The sequence below is a fragment of the Geojedonia litorea genome (assembly GCF_042654525.1).
GTDB classification, from domain to species: domain Bacteria; phylum Bacteroidota; class Bacteroidia; order Flavobacteriales; family Flavobacteriaceae; genus Geojedonia; species Geojedonia litorea.
In genome coordinates this window covers 148,012-162,386 of sequence record NZ_JBHSGP010000004.1, presented here as the reverse complement: position 1 = coordinate 162,386, position 14,375 = coordinate 148,012, and the positions used below count along the sequence as shown (strand labels likewise).

Here is a 14,375-nt window from a genome sequence, read left to right as displayed (position 1 = left end):
AAATTAAGGTCATTTGTTTACCATTTGACTAAAAAAACAAAACCCACCCTTAATAAATTAAGGATGGGAAAAAATTGCTATGAAAAAGAAAAATTACCACTAAAGTTAATTAGTGATATTCAAATATAGTGTTTTTTCTCAAAAAACGCCTTTCTTAAGAAAACATATCCTTAACTTTTTCAAAAAATGACTTATCACCACTGTCTGGTTTGGGGTCAAAATGATCGTCGTCCTTCATACTTTCAAAAAACTCTCGTTGTTGTTTATTGAGTGTTTTTGGTGTCCAAACATTAACGTGAACCAACAAATCTCCTTTACCATAACCATTGATACTAGGAATTCCTTTGCCTCTTAATCGCAATATTTTACCAGACTGTACGCCTGCTTCAATCTTAATCCTAACTTTTCCGGTTACAGTATCTATTTCTTTAGAGGTTCCTAAAACAGCATCTGGCAAACTTACATACATATCATAGTGTAAATTATCGCCTTCGCGTTTTAAAGTTGGATGTTCTTCTTCTTGTATGGCAACTAACAAATCTCCAGAAATACCATTACCTGGTGCTTCATTTCCTTTTCCTGTTACTTTAAGTTGCATACCATCAACTACACCTGCAGGTATTTTAACTGAAACTGTTTCTTCAGCAATTTTTAATCCTTGTGCATCTGCATCAGCTGGTTTTTTATCAATAGTTTCCCCTGCTCCACCACAACTCGGGCATGGTGAAGAGGTTTGCATCCTACCTAAAATGGTATTTGTTACTCGAGTAACTTGACCTGCTCCATTACAGGTTGAACAGGTTTTGTAAGTTGTACCAGGCGCTTGAACTTTTCGCTTTACTTTAATTTTTTTCTCAACACCATTTGCAATTTCCTCAAGAGTTAAACTCACTCTAATCCTTAAATTACTTCCTTTTGATCGTCGTTGACCACCGCCAAAGCCGCCACCAAAGCCAGAAAAACCACCTCCACCACCAAAGGCGCCACCAAAAATATCTCCAAACTGGCTAAAGATGTCATCCATATTCATGCCACCGCCGCCAAAACCTCCAGCACCTTCAAAAGCCTGATGTCCGAATTGATCGTAGCGTGCCTTTTTATCAGCATTGCTTAACACCTCGTAAGCTTCTGCAGCTTCCTTAAATTTGGTTTCAGCCTCTTTATCATCCGGATTTTTATCAGGATGATATTTTAATGCCATTTTACGGTAGGCTTTTTTGATTTCTGCAGCTGTAGCCGATTTGTTTATGCCTAGTATCTCGTAATAGTCTCTTTTTGCCATATCTTATTATTGTCCTATAACCACTTTTGGAAAGCGAATAACTTTGTCGCCAAGTTTATATCCTTTTTCAACCACATCGATGATTTTTCCTTTTAAATCATCTGATGGTGCAGGGATTTGAGTAATCGCTTCGTGGTCGTCAGCATTAAAAACATCACCTTGTTTTACCTCAACAAGCTCCAAGCCCTTATTTTTTAAGGTATCTCTTAACTTACTGTTAATTAACTCAACACCTTTTAAAAGATCTTTTTCTTTGGTTTTTGAAATTTCAATATATGCTCTGTCAAAATCATCCAAAACTGGCAATAGTGACACCATAACATCTTGGCTTGCCGTTTTAAATAGATCGATTCGCTCTTTGGCGGTACGACGTTTATAGTTCTCGAATTCAGCAAAGAGTCTCATAAACTTGTCTTTCTCTTTTGCTAAATCTTCTTTTAATTGATCTTCAACAGAACGCTCTTCTACTTGAGTGTCAGCTATTTGCTCTTCTACTTCTGGAATTTCCTTTTCCTTTTTGGATTGTTTTTTGCTCATATACAGCTTCAAATTTTTAAATCTTCGATTTAGGCAAGGCAAAAGTACTGCCATTATTCATAAAATGTCAAAATGTCACAAAAAAATAAATGCTTTTAATCTAATTCAATAAGTTTTGAAGTGCTGGTTCCAAATGGTGGTATTTAAACAAAAATTGTTTGACTTCAATTTTTTTTGAACTTACTCTTTGACTTTCAAATAGTAGTATATGCATTTCACCTAAAATTAATTTGAGAATAGCTTTAGGAATATTAGGTAATAGCAATGGTCTTTTCAATGTTTTAGCAACTGCTCTTGTCAGTTCATAATTTGTAACTGGGTTGGGGCCTACAGCATTATAAGTTCCTACTAAGGATTGTGTCAAAACATGAACAAACAAGGCGGCCAAATCTTCAATATGAATCCATGATTGCCATTGATCTCCCGATCCAAATGCGGCACCTAATCCAAATTGCGTGGGCTTGACGAGTTCTGGTAATGCACCACCATCCTTGGCAAGTACTAGGCCAATTCTAACTTTTGAAACTTTAATATTTAAATTAGAAAATTCATCAGCTTTTGCTTCCCATTGGTTAACGACTTGTCCTAAAAAGCTTTGGGAATGTTCAGTAAAAGTTTCTTCGTAATAGTTGGTAAGTGAATCTGGGTAAACACCAATAGCACTAGCCGAAATTAAATGTGTAATGTTATGTGAATGATTTTCAATGAAAGTCTTTAAAAGTTCTAAAGACTGAATTCTACTGTGTAATATTTCTTTTTTGTAAGCATCTGTCCAACGTTTGGAAATTGAGGCCCCTGCTAGATTAATAATGGCATTAACATCTTCAAAACACTTTGAATCGATAACAGCTTCTGAAGGATTCCAGTAAAACCCTTTGTAGTTAGCTTCTGAAGCCAATTTATGTTTAGAAGTGGTAAGATAGTTTACAGAAATTCCTTGAGAATGGCATTCTTGTACGATGGCCTTTCCTATTAATCCAGTAGCTCCTGTTATTAAAACTTTCATAAACAATTTTTGTAAAGTTACTAAATACCAGTGCTACCGCAATTGCATTTAATTTAGCTTTAACAGAATTGTAAGTTTTAGAATCTTAACCAACTGAAAATACTCGTCGAATGCTATGCGCCTTTTCTGGCGCGTAACATTTGACTCGAAAAAACTCGCGAATGTTATGCGCCTTTTCTGGCGCGCAACATTTGACTCGAAAAAACTCGCGAATGTTATGCGCCTTTTCTGGCGCGCAACATTTGACTCGAAAAAACTCGCGAATGTTATGCGCCTTTTCTGGCGCGCAACATTTCACGTTTTCCTGGAGGCCCAGGAAGTTTTTCAACAGTAAAACCAACGGCTTGCATAGCGCGTCTAACGCTTCCCTTCGCTGAATAGGTCACTAATACCCCATCAGTTTTTAGAGCATCAAACATCAATTGAAAAATAGCTTCGGTCCAAAGTTCAGGTTGCACTCGCGCACCAAATGCATCAAAATAAATAAGTTCAAATTTGGACTGGTCATCAATATCCTTAAAATCCTTTTCCTGTTTTGTGAGTTCAAATTTTGGGGATATGACATGAGGAATTTCCCAAGGGCATTCATGAAACGCTTTAAAGGTGTTGGTAAACTGTTGCGCAGATAGTTGTTCTATATAATTGAGTTGTTCCAATTCATGAAAGGGTAATGGGAACGCTTCAACACCTACATAATTGATTTTGGCAGAATGATTTTGACATTCCAAAAAAGTAATAAATGCATTCAAACCTGTTCCGAAGCCAATTTCAAGAATCGAAACGGGATGAGCTCTATTTTTGGCAATGCTTTCAAAATAAAAAAGCAAACCATGCTTGATAAATACATGATTTGCTTCTTGAATCGCTCCATAAACAGAATGGTAGTGTTCGTTCCATCCCTCAATGTGAATGGTCTTTGAACCGTCTGCCGTGGTTATAATTTGTCGTTTCAAATTACTGTTTAATCAATACCCCATCAGCTTCAAATGAATAGGTTTTTTTTGGGGTTGTTATGGCCGCTATGTCCTCTTTGGATTTGCCTGCATCCTCAGCATAATGCTGCTGCTCATCAACTGGCACCTCATTTACAAAGGCAATACCGTTCACTATAACTTCTTTACCCGCGATGTCTTTTGGCATAAAAAAGCCATAATCCTTAAATTTCACCATAACTTCGTTACCATCTTCCAGACTTAAGGTCATCCAGCAGCCTTTTGCCTGACATACCTCAACAACTTTTGCTGTCATTTTAGTAGGAATGGTATCTCCCAAAGCCATCGTCTTATACTGTTCAGCAGCTTTTGAAGTTAAAAGCGCTTGGTCCTCAGTGATGGCTAAACCAACAGATGTGAAGGCAATTTCATCTTCGGCCGATGCTTCAGTATTTTTTTTAGCTTCATTTTTACAGGATATAACGACTAAAGCCACTATTAAAAGTCTAAAAATAAGTTTCATAGTATTCAATTAAAGAATTAATTTTTTACGAATGTAAAGATACAGATTTGCAGAAAACATTCGTTTTTATACTTCAATATTCCGTAAATTTGCCAAAGAAATTTTTAAGCTATGACACAATCGTTATTACAAGACATAAAAGTCACAAAAACTGAAAACTCTAAAATAAGTCAGGTAGATTTTAACAACCTATCATTTGGAAGTACCTTTTCTGATCACATGTTAGTGTGTGATTACAAAAACGGAACTTGGGAAGCTCCAGAAGTTATACCCTATCAACCTATTAGTTTAGATCCATCGTCTAAAATTTTTCACTATGGCCAATCTATTTTTGAAGGCATGAAGGCTTACAAAGATGAGAACGGTGATGTGTTTTTATTTAGACCATTAGATAATTTTAAACGCCTTAATATATCGGCCAAACGTTTGGCAATTCCTGAATTACCTGAAGCTTTTTTCATGGAAGGTCTTAAAACACTTTTAGAAGTTGATAAAAATTGGATCCCAACAACTCAAGGGAGTTCACTTTATATAAGACCATTTGTGTTTGCAAGTGGCAAAGGGTTTCATGCCTCTCCTGCCGATGCGTATAAATTTATCATAGCTACTGCGCCTTCGGGATCATATTTCGCTGGAAAAGTGAAGGTATTGATTGAAGAAAAATATTCACGTTCTGCCAATGGTGGTGTTGGATATGCTAAAGCTGGTGGAAACTATGCTGGACAATTCTATCCAACGCAATTAGCGGTTGCAAAAGGCTATAATCAAGTTATTTGGACAGACGACAATAAACATGAATATATTGAAGAAGCTGGTGCCATGAATATTTTTGTAAGAATTAATGATAGCTTATTAACAGCGCCTACTAATGACCGAATTTTGGATGGAATTACCCGTAAAAGTATCATTGAAATAGCAAAACAAGAAGGCATTAACGTCGAAGTACGACCTATTTCAGTCACTGAAGTTGTAAATGCAGCAAAAAATGGTTCTTTAAAAGAAATGTTTGGCGCTGGAACTGCGGCCGTAATTTCACCAATTTCTGTGTTTGGATATCAGGGAACCGACTACACCTTGCCCGAACTTGATAATGATTATGCTTCTTCTTTGAAGAAACGTATTACGGATATACAATACAACAGGTCTGAAGACCCATTTGGATGGAGAATCAAACTTTAATACATAAAAAAAGCAGCCAAATGGCTGCTTTTTTTTATTTATATAAAATGGTTTTAATATTTGGTTTAAAATAATTGGGGCCTTTCAAGACTTTCCCATCTTCTCTGTAAATGGGCTCTCCATCATCACCAAGCTTACTCATGTTGCTTCGTTGTATCTCTTCAAACACCTCTTCAATTTTATATTGTAGTCCATGTTCTATAATTGTTCCGCAGAGAATATAAAGCATATCGCCTAAAGCATCGGCAACTTCAACTAGATCGTTGTTATTAGCAGCTTCTAAATACTCTTCATTCTCTTCGCGCATTAAATTAAAACGCAGCTCATTTTTTTCAAAGCCCAAATCGGCTTTAGGGGTATCTCTATGGCCAATTTTAAATGCCGTGTGAAACGCTTTAACAGCCTCTATTTTATCTTTCATTAGTATTGCTTTTCATTTCCAAAATTATAAAAACAAAATTATTTTGTTTTCGTATTTTTGGCAAAAATAGCTTTATGTTTACAAAGGGTCAATGGATTTTCGGAATTTTATTTGCAATTGCCTTTATTGTGGTGATGATTTATACCTACAGAAAAGATTTTAAACTTCACCAAAAGCACTATAAAGGTAGTGTCTGGGTACTTATTGCTTTTATTGCTTTTTTACTGATGATTGTGGCTATTAAGTGGATTTTTGTTTAGTAAAACCTAAAGGCTATTCATCATATTTTTGATTATCTTTGATAAATTTCCAACTATCCAAGATGAAAGCCTTTAAATTCCTTTTATTTCTCTTACTTATTTTAATAATTGGGTTGTCCATTTATGTGGCAGTTCAGCCAAATTCCTTTGAAGTTACTAGAGAACGTACTATTGAAGCACCTGAAGCTGTAATTTACAACCAACTCATCGATTTTAAAAATTGGGAAGCTTGGTCTCCCTGGATTGAAAAAAACCCAAACACAAAAGTCACCTATTCAGAGCAGACTAAAGGTGAAGGAGGCTCATACGCATGGGAAGATGATGATGGCGTTGGAACCATGACGACCATTAATGCAAATCCAAACAATTCTATTGAACAAGAAATGCAGTTTGATGATTTTGCACCTTCAACTATTTCTTGGAATCTTGAAGCGACAGAAGAAGGCAAAACCAAGGTATCCTGGAAAATTACAGGAAAGGATTTACCCTTCATGTTCAAAGCCTATTCGGCATTTTCAGGCGGATTTGATGCCATGATGGGGCCTGATTTTGAACGTGGTCTCGAAAAATTAGATAGTTTAGTTATTTCCAACATCAAAGTCTATTCGATTAAAGTTAATGGAATTACCGAGCACGGCGGTGGCTTTTACATTTACACTACCACTTCGTGCAGAATGGATGACCTTGAAACTACCATGACAGCAGCTCTGTCTAAAGTTAATGCTTATGCCCTAGCAAATAATATTACCATGGCAGGGCCATCTTTTATTAGCTATCATAAATGGGACGAAAAAAATAATGCGGTGATTTTTTCAAGTTGTATCCCCACAACTTCAAGGGTTATCACTACCGAAAGTGATATACTTACAGGCCAATTTGAACCTTTTAGAGCAGTAAAAACAACGCTTAAGGGCAACTACACCAATTTAAGGGAAGCGTGGAGTCAGACCATGGCATATATTCCCGAGCAAGGACTAGAGTTCGCAGAAGCTGGACCCATGTTAGAGGTTTACGTAACAGATCCTGAGAATTATCCAAATCCTGCCGATTGGTTAACTGAAATCTATATTGCCATAAAAGATTAAAAATTACCACATGAAAAATCTTTTACTCGTTTTTGTAGGTGGTGGTTTTGGCAGTGTATTACGCTACATTATTGGTAAATATTTAAACAATCCAGAGGCAGGAATGCCTTACGGAACTTTTGCTGCTAATATTTTAGGAAGTTTGCTCATAGGAATTATTCTAGGTTTAGCGGCTAAAAACAACACGCTTTCGCAAAGTCAAACCTTACTTTTAGCAACAGGGTTTTGTGGTGGATTCACTACCTTTTCAACTTTTGCTTATGAAAATCATATGTTTTTAAAATCAGGCGATTTTACAAGTTTTGCCCTTTATACTATTGGTAGTTTTGTTGTTGGGTTTCTTGCCGTCTTTTTAGGACTATTTTTGGTTAAAGCCTAATGCTTTTCAAAAGCTTTTACACCAGCTTCTACTTTTAGTGCCAAATAATTTTCTCGTGGTACGATTGGGCAAGAATATTTTTCGTTATAAGCGCAGTAAGGATTATATGCTGTGTTAAAATCAATTGTTATGGTATCACCATCAGGTATGCGACCTTCTACATAACGCCCTCCACCATAAGTTTCGTCACCATTGGTATCATCTAAAAACGGTAAAAACAAATAATCTTCGTAACCTTCTACGTCCAACAATTCTAAATTTTGGTAAATGTTGAGTTGATAAAGTTCACCCTTTAACTCAAAACTAACTTCGCCATATTTTACATATTCTGGCGTTCTGTCGGTAGTAGTTTTCATCTTGAAAGGTTGCTCGTTTGGCGTTCGTTTTAAGGTCGCCTGAACAACATAGCTAGAATCGAATTTAAAAAAATTCAAGCCTTTAAAGTTCTTTCTATCCTTATCCTTTAAGGGAGATGTTGAAGCATCTTTAAATTTGGCATTCATCTCTTTTTGATAGTCCGTTTCACCACTAATGGGCTGTTTGCCTTGGGCACAACTTAATGCCCCTACAAAACCAATAAGAAATATTAGATGTTTCATTTTTAAAAAATTTCAAATTCAAAAGTACAATATTAGATTTTTTTAACTAGTTTTGAGTTCACAAAAATATAAACATGCGTAATAACGTCACCATTTTAAAGCAAACTTATATCTCAATGTTGAGATGTTGGGCTTATGATGTGTTATGACGATATTATAATTTAATAATACAATACTAAAAAGCTCAACTGTAAAGTTGGGCTTTTTATTTTTATACTAATCAAATGTTATGAAAAGACTGTTTAACATTTACATTAATACGTTTAGAGGCCTCTCTAAAGAAGTTTGGTGGTTAGCACTAATCACATTAATTAATAGAGCGGGAACCATGGTGATTCCATTCTTATCACTGTATCTAAAAGAAAGCTTAAACTTTAGTATGAGCGATGTAGGTTGGATTATGAGCGCCTTCGGTTTGGGTTCTGTTGCAGGTTCATGGCTAGGTGGGAGACTCACCGACAAAATTGGCTATTATAAAGTCATGGTATACAGCCTTTTGCTTACAGGGGCCTTATTTATTGGCCTACAATTTTTGAATACGTTTGAATCTATATGTGCGGGTATATTTTTTGTAATGCTTGTAGCCGATAGTTTTAGACCAGCCATGTTTGTGGCCTTGAATGCTTACAGCAAACCTGAAAACAAAGTACGTTCGCTTACCCTTATACGATTAGCAATTAACCTCGGGTTTTCGGCAGGACCAGCAATTGGGGGTATTATTATCGTTGGATTGGGTTATGGTGGTTTGTTTTGGGTAGATGGGATTACTTGTATTCTGGCTAGTATTGTACTTTTAAATGTATTGCATCCAAAAAAAGCAAAAGAATTAGATGTGGTAAAAAACGAGCATCCGGTTTCAGCCTATTCCGATATGTCATTTCTCATATTTTTGGTTGCTATGATGCTCTTTGGAATTGTATTTTTACAGTACTTTTCAACCATAACCATCTACTATAAAGATGTGCATACCTTAACTGAATTACAAATTGGACTGTTATTGGGTTTAAATGGATTTCTAATTTTTATCTTTGAAATGCCTTTGATAAAATGGTTGGAAAATACGAGATACACAAAATTAGGCCTAATGTTTTTTGGAGCATTTTTAACGGGTTTAAGTTTACTGGTTCTTAACCTAACCAGTTGGTCTGGAGTTTTAATTATAGGAATGCTGCTTATGACCATTGGTGAGATGATTGCCTTTCCATTTTCTAATGCCTTTGCTGTGGAGCGCGCCAGAAAAGGCAACCAAGGTGAATATATGGCTTTATACTCGATCTCGTTTTCCATAGCTCATATTTTTGGACATAATATGGGTTTACAGATGTCTAATCAACTGGGATTCGAAAATACATGGTATATTATATCGGCAATTGCAGCAATTTGCGCCATTATTTTATTGGGTTTAAACCGAAAACTAAAAGTACTTAAAAACCTAAATGCGAATGCATCATAAAGACATAGTAATTATTGGAGGTGGCCCAATTGGGATTGCTTGTGCTCTCGAATGTAAAAAGCGTAATTGGGATTATGTGGTTGTCGAAAAAGGAGCATTAACCAATTCCTTGTATAACTATCCAAAGAATATGACCTTTTTCTCAACTTCAGAGAAATTGGAGATTGACGAAATTCCTTTTATCAGCAATAATCCAAAACCAAATAGAGATGAAGCTTTGGAGTATTACCGACGCGTAGCGACTTCAAATCAGCTTCATATTAACTTGTACGAAACAGTTAAACAAATTTCTAAATCGAACGATGAATTCAATGTTAGCACCAATAAGGATAATTATCAATCTAAAAACGTAATCATTTGCACAGGATTTTATGATATTCCAAAACTTCTGAATGTACCGGGTGAAACACTTCCTAAAGTCACCCATTATTATAAAGAGGCACACCCCTATGCTATGCAGAATGTGGTTGTAGTTGGTGCTAGCAATTCGGCAGTAGATGCAGCCTTGGAAATATGGCGGAAAGGTGGAAACGTTACTATGGTGGTTCGCGGTGAAACCATTGGTGAGCGCGTGAAGTACTGGGTTCGGCCTGATATTTTAAATCGTATTGAAGAAGGAAGTATTAAAGCTTTTTTCAATTCAGAAATTCTTAAGATTGACCCATATACAGTAACGATACAAACACCAAAAGCTCCCATTACTATACCTAATGATTATGTTGTAGCTTTAACAGGTTATCTTCCAAATTTTGAGTTTTTAGAACAGAGCGGTATTAGCTTATCAAATAGTAATGTGAAAAAACCGACTTATAATCCTGAAACTATGGAATCCAACATTAAAGGTTTGTATTTAGCTGGTGTTATCTGTGGCGGAAAAGAAACCCACAAATGGTTTATTGAAAATTCCAGAGTCCATGCAAAACTAATTGTGTCTCATATTGAAACCAAGTCATCATGAATTTAAATCAAATTACCGTACCCTCACTTGATGTTGAAAAAGCAACTGCATTTTATAAACTTTTAGGCTTAAAATTAATAGTGGATGCGCTTCCGAGATATGTACGATTTGAATGCCCTGATGGTGAAAGCACATTCTCTATACACAAAGTGGACACTTTGCCAAAAGACAGTGGAGTTTCCATTTATTTTGAAGATGATAATTTAGACACTTTGGTCGACCATCTTAAAGCTAAAGGTATTATATTTAAAAGTGAACCAGAAGATAAATCTTGGTTGTGGCGTGAAGCCCATCTTAATGATCCTGATGGCAATCACATTATTTTGTTTCATGCGGGTACAAATAGAAAAAATCCACCATGGAGAATTGGATAAGAACTTAAAGTCAAGAACATAGACCTTGGAGGCCGTTTAAAGTCAAAACTTAAAAAACAAATGAAATATATCCTTTATACGCTAACCTTTATACTTTTAACAAGTTGCAAAAATTCGAACAAAAACAATGCCTCGCATGATGAGGTACTGAAACAAGTTCAGCAAGACAATAAGAAGTTTCCAAAACTCGAACCCAATCGCTACAATGTTGCGTTCCTGATTATGGAGGGTACCTACAATACCGAACTTACAGCACCTTATGACATATTTCAGCACACCATTTATAGGGAAGGCATAAAAGCTATGAATGTGTTTACTGTGGCAAACACAGATGACCCGATTACAACTTTTGAAGGTATGAGAATTCTACCCGATTTCAATTATGTAACGGATTCCCTTCCAAAAATCGATATTCTTGTTGTGCCAAGTGCCGAGCATCATTTGGACAGTGATTTAGAAGATGAAATAATGCTCAATTTTGTAAAGGAAATAGACAAAAATGCACTATTTGTGACCTCTCATTGTGATGGTGCCTTTGTTTTGGCAAAAGCGGGATTATTGGAACAGTCTGTATCTACAACGTTTCCAAGCGATATTAATCAAATGAAAGAAATGTTTCCAACTTTAGATATCCGAAAAGACGTGCTTTTTGTCCACGACGGAAAATACATTACTTCGGCAGGAGGTGCAAAAAGCTTTGAAGCTGCGCTGTACCTATGTGAATATCTCTATGGCAAATCAATTGCCCAAAGTTTGGCCGCTGGTTTGGTGATAGATTGGGATTTGGAAAAGGTTCCACATTTGCTAATTAAGTAACAAATATTCATTATTTTTAATTCCATAAATTATAATTCTTCAATCCCATTATACCTTATAAATTTTTATGAAACAACTAACCCTTCTCTTCACATTCATTTTAGCTTTAAACGGCTTTAGTCAAGACACTTATAAAGGCGACGGACCCTATTCGCAACTTATTATTCGTGGTGTCACCTTAATTAATGGTGATGGTTCCCCGCCAAGAGGTCCAATTGATATTGTAGTAGAAAATAACAAAATTGTATCCATAAATGTTGTGGGCTATGATGGTGTCCCCATAAAAGATGAAGATCGTCCAAAATTAAAAGCTGGAGGACATGAATTAAATGCCAATGGCATGTACCTGCTTCCTGGTTTTATCGACATGCATGGCCACATTGGTGGTGAAGCTCAAGGCGCCGACCCAGATTATGTATTTAAACTTTGGATGGCGCATGGCGTCACAACGGTAAGACAACCTAGCGGACGTAACGCTTTAGAGCTGAAACGTCAAAGTGCCGCAAATCAAATTGTCGCTCCACGAATTTTTGAATATACTGGTTTTGGGTCTGGGAGTGACAAACCAATCAGCAGTCCTGAAATGGCTAGGGAATGGGTGAGAAACAATGCAAAAAAAGGAGCTGATGGCATTAAGCTTTTTGGAGCTGAACCCGAAATTATGGCAGCCGCTTTGGATGAAAACAAAAAACTGGGCTTAGGTTCTGCTTGCCACCATGCCCAATTGAGCGTTGCGCGTTGGAATGTCCTTCATTCTGCTCGTGCAGGATTAACGTCCATGGAGCATTGGTATGGACTACCTGAAGCTTTGTTTACTGATAGAACGGTTCAGGATTATCCATTGGATTATAATTATCAAAATGAGCAGGATCGTTTTGAAGAAGCGGGTAAGCTTTGGAAACAAGCTGCGCCACCCTATTCAGAACATTGGAATAAGGTCATGAACGAACTACTTGACCTTGACTTTACTTTGGACCCAACATTCAATATTTATGAAGCCAGCAGAGACTTGATGCGTGCCCGACGTGCCGAATGGCATGAAGATTACACACTTCCATCCTTATGGAAATTTTATGAACCTAGCAAAATAAGTCATGGCAGCTATTGGCACTATTGGGGAACCGAACAGGAAATTGAATGGAAACACAATTTTAAACTTTGGATGACTTTTGTAAACGAATACAAAAACCGTGGCGGTCGTGTAACCACAGGTTCTGATTCTGGATTTATTTACCAACTTTATGGTTTTGCATATGTAAGGGAGCTAGAGTTACTTAGAGAAGCTGGGTTCCACCCTTTGGAAGTTATACGCTCGGCGACCTTAAACGGTGCTGAAGCATTGGGCTGGGATAACAAAATTGGTTCTGTTCAAATTGGTAAATTGGCCGATTTTGTCATAGTCGAAGAAAACCCCTTAGTGAATTTAAAAGTGCTTTACGGTACAGGTGCTATCAAGCTTACTGAAAACAATGAAGTTGTTCGGGTTGGTGGTGTGAAATACACCATCAAGGATGGTATTATTTACGATGCCAAACGATTATTGGCTGAAGTTAAAAGTATGGTCGACAATGAAAAAGCAAAGACGAATTGGAAATTAAAACAGCCTGGAGTTAAAAATTAGCGTACTGGTTTAATCGGCTTATTTTGAACAACCTTAGACAGTACAATTTGCGTTTTGGTTTCTCCATAAACAATAAGCTGATCAATAAATGCTTCTAAATGTTTTTGGTTTTTCAAAACCACTTCCATTACAAAGTTTTCGTTTCCAGTAATGCGGTAACAGTTTAACACCTCATCATAGGTTTTAACTTTTTCCATGAACGGTTTCAGCATTCCCATAAACGCTCTCAAAGTAATAATAGCTTTTAATTGATAACCTATTTCATAAGGTGAAATATAAGTGTCATAACTTTGAATAACACCGGCATCTTCCATTTTTTTAATGCGCTCGGAAACGGCTGGCGAGGTTATACCAACCTGCCTTCCAATTTCAGAATTATTTTGTCGTGCATTCTCTTGTAAGCACTTCAAAATCTTCCAATTAAGTTCATCTAAATGCATATAAAGAATTTTAACTATAAAATTTAAATAATTAAAGTAAATATACAATTTTGCTTTAATAATAAAAGTAGGTTTTCCTTTTTTGTCGCTAATTTTGATAAAATTGCTAGAAGTATGTTACCCAATATCCCTACACACCTATCTGATTTGCCTATCTATCGAAAGGCACTAGATATTTTTGTGCTTTCCAGAAGCATATCTACCTACTTAAATGATGACCTCGCTATATTAAAACCTGATGGATCTGAAGACAATGATATTTATTTTTCAGGAGATATTGTGCAACAATCGGTATCCTTGGTACCAGAAATTGTAAATGCTGAACTCGAACGTCATTCAGATAAAAAACATACGCATATAGCGACCTTACAACGACTTACCAATTTGCTTTATAAAAATTCATACAGGCTAGAGAAAAGCAATAGTAACGGTAAAGATTACTTACCTATTTTAAGACGTGAACTTAAAAAATTTAAACGTTTGCAACACGCTTGGAGTTTGACTTTATAG

The 14,375-nt window shown here is 36.3% G+C and carries 18 protein-coding genes; 10 read left to right on the top strand and 8 right to left on the bottom strand.

Translation table 11 applies throughout. The features are described from left to right. Nucleotides 1-154: 154 nt before the first annotated feature. The 5 genes from dnaJ to ACFO5O_RS00770 all read right to left on the bottom strand — a co-directional run bounded on the left by dnaJ (nt 155) and on the right by ACFO5O_RS00770 (nt 4,280). Complete coding sequence (gene dnaJ, locus ACFO5O_RS00790) at nt 155-1,282, bottom strand: molecular chaperone DnaJ (RefSeq protein ID WP_387959986.1); 1,128 nt, start codon at nt 1,280-1,282, stop codon at nt 155-157. A gap of 6 nt (nt 1,283-1,288) precedes the next feature. Continuing rightward, nucleotides 1,289-1,819, bottom strand: coding sequence for a nucleotide exchange factor GrpE (locus tag ACFO5O_RS00785; RefSeq protein WP_387959984.1), 531 nt, complete (start codon nt 1,817-1,819; stop codon nt 1,289-1,291). A 100-nt stretch (nt 1,820-1,919) separates the two neighbouring features. Beyond that, on the bottom strand, nt 1,920-2,825 hold the full coding sequence (locus ACFO5O_RS00780) for a TIGR01777 family oxidoreductase (RefSeq protein WP_387959982.1): 906 nt from the start codon (nt 2,823-2,825) through the stop codon (nt 1,920-1,922). 266 nt (nt 2,826-3,091) lie between these two features. Continuing rightward, complete coding sequence (gene mnmC2 / locus ACFO5O_RS00775) at nt 3,092-3,778, bottom strand: tRNA (5-methylaminomethyl-2-thiouridine)(34)-methyltransferase MnmC2 (protein WP_387959980.1); 687 nt, start codon at nt 3,776-3,778, stop codon at nt 3,092-3,094. 1 nt (nt 3,779) lies between these two features. Further along, entirely contained in the window at nt 3,780-4,280 is a 501-nt protein-coding gene (locus tag ACFO5O_RS00770; protein ID WP_387959978.1) for a DUF4920 domain-containing protein, read from the bottom strand. A gap of 111 nt (nt 4,281-4,391) precedes the next feature. Here ACFO5O_RS00770 and ACFO5O_RS00765 point away from each other — a divergent pair, with 111 nt between their 5' ends. Beyond that, a complete protein-coding gene (locus ACFO5O_RS00765; RefSeq protein ID WP_387959976.1) occupies nt 4,392-5,459 on the top strand; it encodes a branched-chain amino acid aminotransferase in 1,068 nt (355 codons plus the stop codon). Nucleotides 5,460-5,493: 34 nt separating this feature from the next. Here the strand turns inward: ACFO5O_RS00765 and ACFO5O_RS00760 are convergent, their stop codons facing one another. Further along, complete coding sequence (locus tag ACFO5O_RS00760; protein WP_387959974.1) at nt 5,494-5,880, bottom strand: pyrophosphohydrolase domain-containing protein; 387 nt, start codon at nt 5,878-5,880, stop codon at nt 5,494-5,496. A 74-nt stretch (nt 5,881-5,954) separates the two neighbouring features. On the opposite strand from ACFO5O_RS00760, the gene ACFO5O_RS00755 reads away from it, so the two are divergent. The 3 genes from ACFO5O_RS00755 to crcB all read left to right on the top strand — a co-directional run bounded on the left by ACFO5O_RS00755 (nt 5,955) and on the right by crcB (nt 7,604). Next, on the top strand, nt 5,955-6,140 hold the full coding sequence (locus ACFO5O_RS00755) for a hypothetical protein (protein WP_387959973.1): 186 nt from the start codon (nt 5,955-5,957) through the stop codon (nt 6,138-6,140). Between the two features lie 62 nt (nt 6,141-6,202). Continuing rightward, entirely contained in the window at nt 6,203-7,225 is a 1,023-nt protein-coding gene (locus ACFO5O_RS00750; RefSeq protein ID WP_387959971.1) for an SRPBCC family protein, read from the top strand. Nucleotides 7,226-7,235: 10 nt separating this feature from the next. Beyond that, nucleotides 7,236-7,604, top strand: coding sequence for a fluoride efflux transporter CrcB (gene crcB, locus ACFO5O_RS00745; protein ID WP_387959969.1), 369 nt, complete (start codon nt 7,236-7,238; stop codon nt 7,602-7,604). On the opposite strand, the gene ACFO5O_RS00740 is transcribed toward crcB, so the two are convergent. Next, nucleotides 7,601-8,203 (bottom strand): DUF1684 domain-containing protein, encoded by a 603-nt coding sequence (locus ACFO5O_RS00740; RefSeq protein ID WP_387959967.1) that lies wholly within the window; start codon nt 8,201-8,203, stop codon nt 7,601-7,603. The two genes, crcB and ACFO5O_RS00740, sit on opposite strands and share 4 nt — an antisense overlap. A 229-nt stretch (nt 8,204-8,432) precedes the next feature. On the opposite strand from ACFO5O_RS00740, the gene ACFO5O_RS00735 reads away from it, so the two are divergent. The 5 genes from ACFO5O_RS00735 (at nt 8,433) to ACFO5O_RS00715 (ending at nt 13,425) form a co-directional block, all read left to right on the top strand. Further along, entirely contained in the window at nt 8,433-9,656 is a 1,224-nt protein-coding gene (locus ACFO5O_RS00735) for an MFS transporter (RefSeq protein ID WP_387959965.1), read from the top strand. Then, nucleotides 9,646-10,614: a YpdA family putative bacillithiol disulfide reductase gene (locus tag ACFO5O_RS00730; RefSeq protein ID WP_387959963.1), complete on the top strand. Its 969-nt coding sequence runs from the start codon at nt 9,646-9,648 to the stop codon at nt 10,612-10,614. Before ACFO5O_RS00735 ends, ACFO5O_RS00730 begins: the two co-directional genes overlap by 11 nt. Continuing rightward, the gene (locus ACFO5O_RS00725) at nt 10,611-10,988 is read left to right on the top strand and encodes a VOC family protein (protein ID WP_387959961.1); all 378 of its coding nucleotides are present in this window, start codon (nt 10,611-10,613) and stop codon (nt 10,986-10,988) included. The genes ACFO5O_RS00730 and ACFO5O_RS00725 overlap by 4 nt, the downstream gene beginning before the upstream one ends. Nucleotides 10,989-11,048: 60 nt before the next feature. Then, nucleotides 11,049-11,804, top strand: a complete 756-nt coding sequence (locus ACFO5O_RS00720) for a DJ-1/PfpI family protein (RefSeq protein WP_387959959.1) — start codon at nt 11,049-11,051, stop codon at nt 11,802-11,804. 67 nt (nt 11,805-11,871) lie between these two features. Further along, the gene (locus tag ACFO5O_RS00715; protein ID WP_387959957.1) at nt 11,872-13,425 is read left to right on the top strand and encodes an amidohydrolase family protein; all 1,554 of its coding nucleotides are present in this window, start codon (nt 11,872-11,874) and stop codon (nt 13,423-13,425) included. Here ACFO5O_RS00715 and ACFO5O_RS00710 read toward each other — a convergent pair. Beyond that, nucleotides 13,422-13,865 carry an Lrp/AsnC family transcriptional regulator gene (locus ACFO5O_RS00710; protein WP_144727158.1) on the bottom strand — a complete coding sequence of 148 codons (444 nt, stop codon included), beginning with the start codon at nt 13,863-13,865 and terminating at the stop codon, nt 13,422-13,424. The two genes, ACFO5O_RS00715 and ACFO5O_RS00710, sit on opposite strands and share 4 nt — an antisense overlap. 114 nt (nt 13,866-13,979) lie before the next feature. On the opposite strand from ACFO5O_RS00710, the gene ACFO5O_RS00705 reads away from it, so the two are divergent. Continuing rightward, the gene (locus ACFO5O_RS00705; protein ID WP_387959955.1) at nt 13,980-14,375 is read left to right on the top strand and encodes a hypothetical protein; all 396 of its coding nucleotides are present in this window, start codon (nt 13,980-13,982) and stop codon (nt 14,373-14,375) included.

What these genes read in the sequence shown, in the direction of transcription:
- dnaJ (WP_387959986.1), bottom strand. Translation starts at nt 1,282, where the DNA reads ATGGCAAAAAGAGACTATTACGAGATACTAGGCATAAACAAATCGGCT.
- ACFO5O_RS00785 (WP_387959984.1), bottom strand. Translation starts at nt 1,819, where the DNA reads ATGAGCAAAAAACAATCCAAAAAGGAAAAGGAAATTCCAGAAGTAGAA.
- ACFO5O_RS00780 (WP_387959982.1), bottom strand. Translation starts at nt 2,825, where the DNA reads ATGAAAGTTTTAATAACAGGAGCTACTGGATTAATAGGAAAGGCCATC.
- ACFO5O_RS00770 (WP_387959978.1), bottom strand. Translation starts at nt 4,280, where the DNA reads ATGAAACTTATTTTTAGACTTTTAATAGTGGCTTTAGTCGTTATATCC.
- ACFO5O_RS00765 (WP_387959976.1), top strand. Translation starts at nt 4,392, where the DNA reads ATGACACAATCGTTATTACAAGACATAAAAGTCACAAAAACTGAAAAC.
- ACFO5O_RS00760 (WP_387959974.1), bottom strand. Translation starts at nt 5,880, where the DNA reads ATGAAAGATAAAATAGAGGCTGTTAAAGCGTTTCACACGGCATTTAAA.
- ACFO5O_RS00755 (WP_387959973.1), top strand. Translation starts at nt 5,955, where the DNA reads ATGTTTACAAAGGGTCAATGGATTTTCGGAATTTTATTTGCAATTGCC.
- ACFO5O_RS00750 (WP_387959971.1), top strand. Translation starts at nt 6,203, where the DNA reads ATGAAAGCCTTTAAATTCCTTTTATTTCTCTTACTTATTTTAATAATT.
- crcB (WP_387959969.1), top strand. Translation starts at nt 7,236, where the DNA reads ATGAAAAATCTTTTACTCGTTTTTGTAGGTGGTGGTTTTGGCAGTGTA.
- ACFO5O_RS00740 (WP_387959967.1), bottom strand. Translation starts at nt 8,203, where the DNA reads ATGAAACATCTAATATTTCTTATTGGTTTTGTAGGGGCATTAAGTTGT.
- ACFO5O_RS00735 (WP_387959965.1), top strand. Translation starts at nt 8,433, where the DNA reads ATGAAAAGACTGTTTAACATTTACATTAATACGTTTAGAGGCCTCTCT.
- ACFO5O_RS00730 (WP_387959963.1), top strand. Translation starts at nt 9,646, where the DNA reads ATGCATCATAAAGACATAGTAATTATTGGAGGTGGCCCAATTGGGATT.
- ACFO5O_RS00725 (WP_387959961.1), top strand. Translation starts at nt 10,611, where the DNA reads ATGAATTTAAATCAAATTACCGTACCCTCACTTGATGTTGAAAAAGCA.
- ACFO5O_RS00720 (WP_387959959.1), top strand. Translation starts at nt 11,049, where the DNA reads ATGAAATATATCCTTTATACGCTAACCTTTATACTTTTAACAAGTTGC.
- ACFO5O_RS00715 (WP_387959957.1), top strand. Translation starts at nt 11,872, where the DNA reads ATGAAACAACTAACCCTTCTCTTCACATTCATTTTAGCTTTAAACGGC.
- ACFO5O_RS00710 (WP_144727158.1), bottom strand. Translation starts at nt 13,865, where the DNA reads ATGCATTTAGATGAACTTAATTGGAAGATTTTGAAGTGCTTACAAGAG.
- ACFO5O_RS00705 (WP_387959955.1), top strand. Translation starts at nt 13,980, where the DNA reads ATGTTACCCAATATCCCTACACACCTATCTGATTTGCCTATCTATCGA.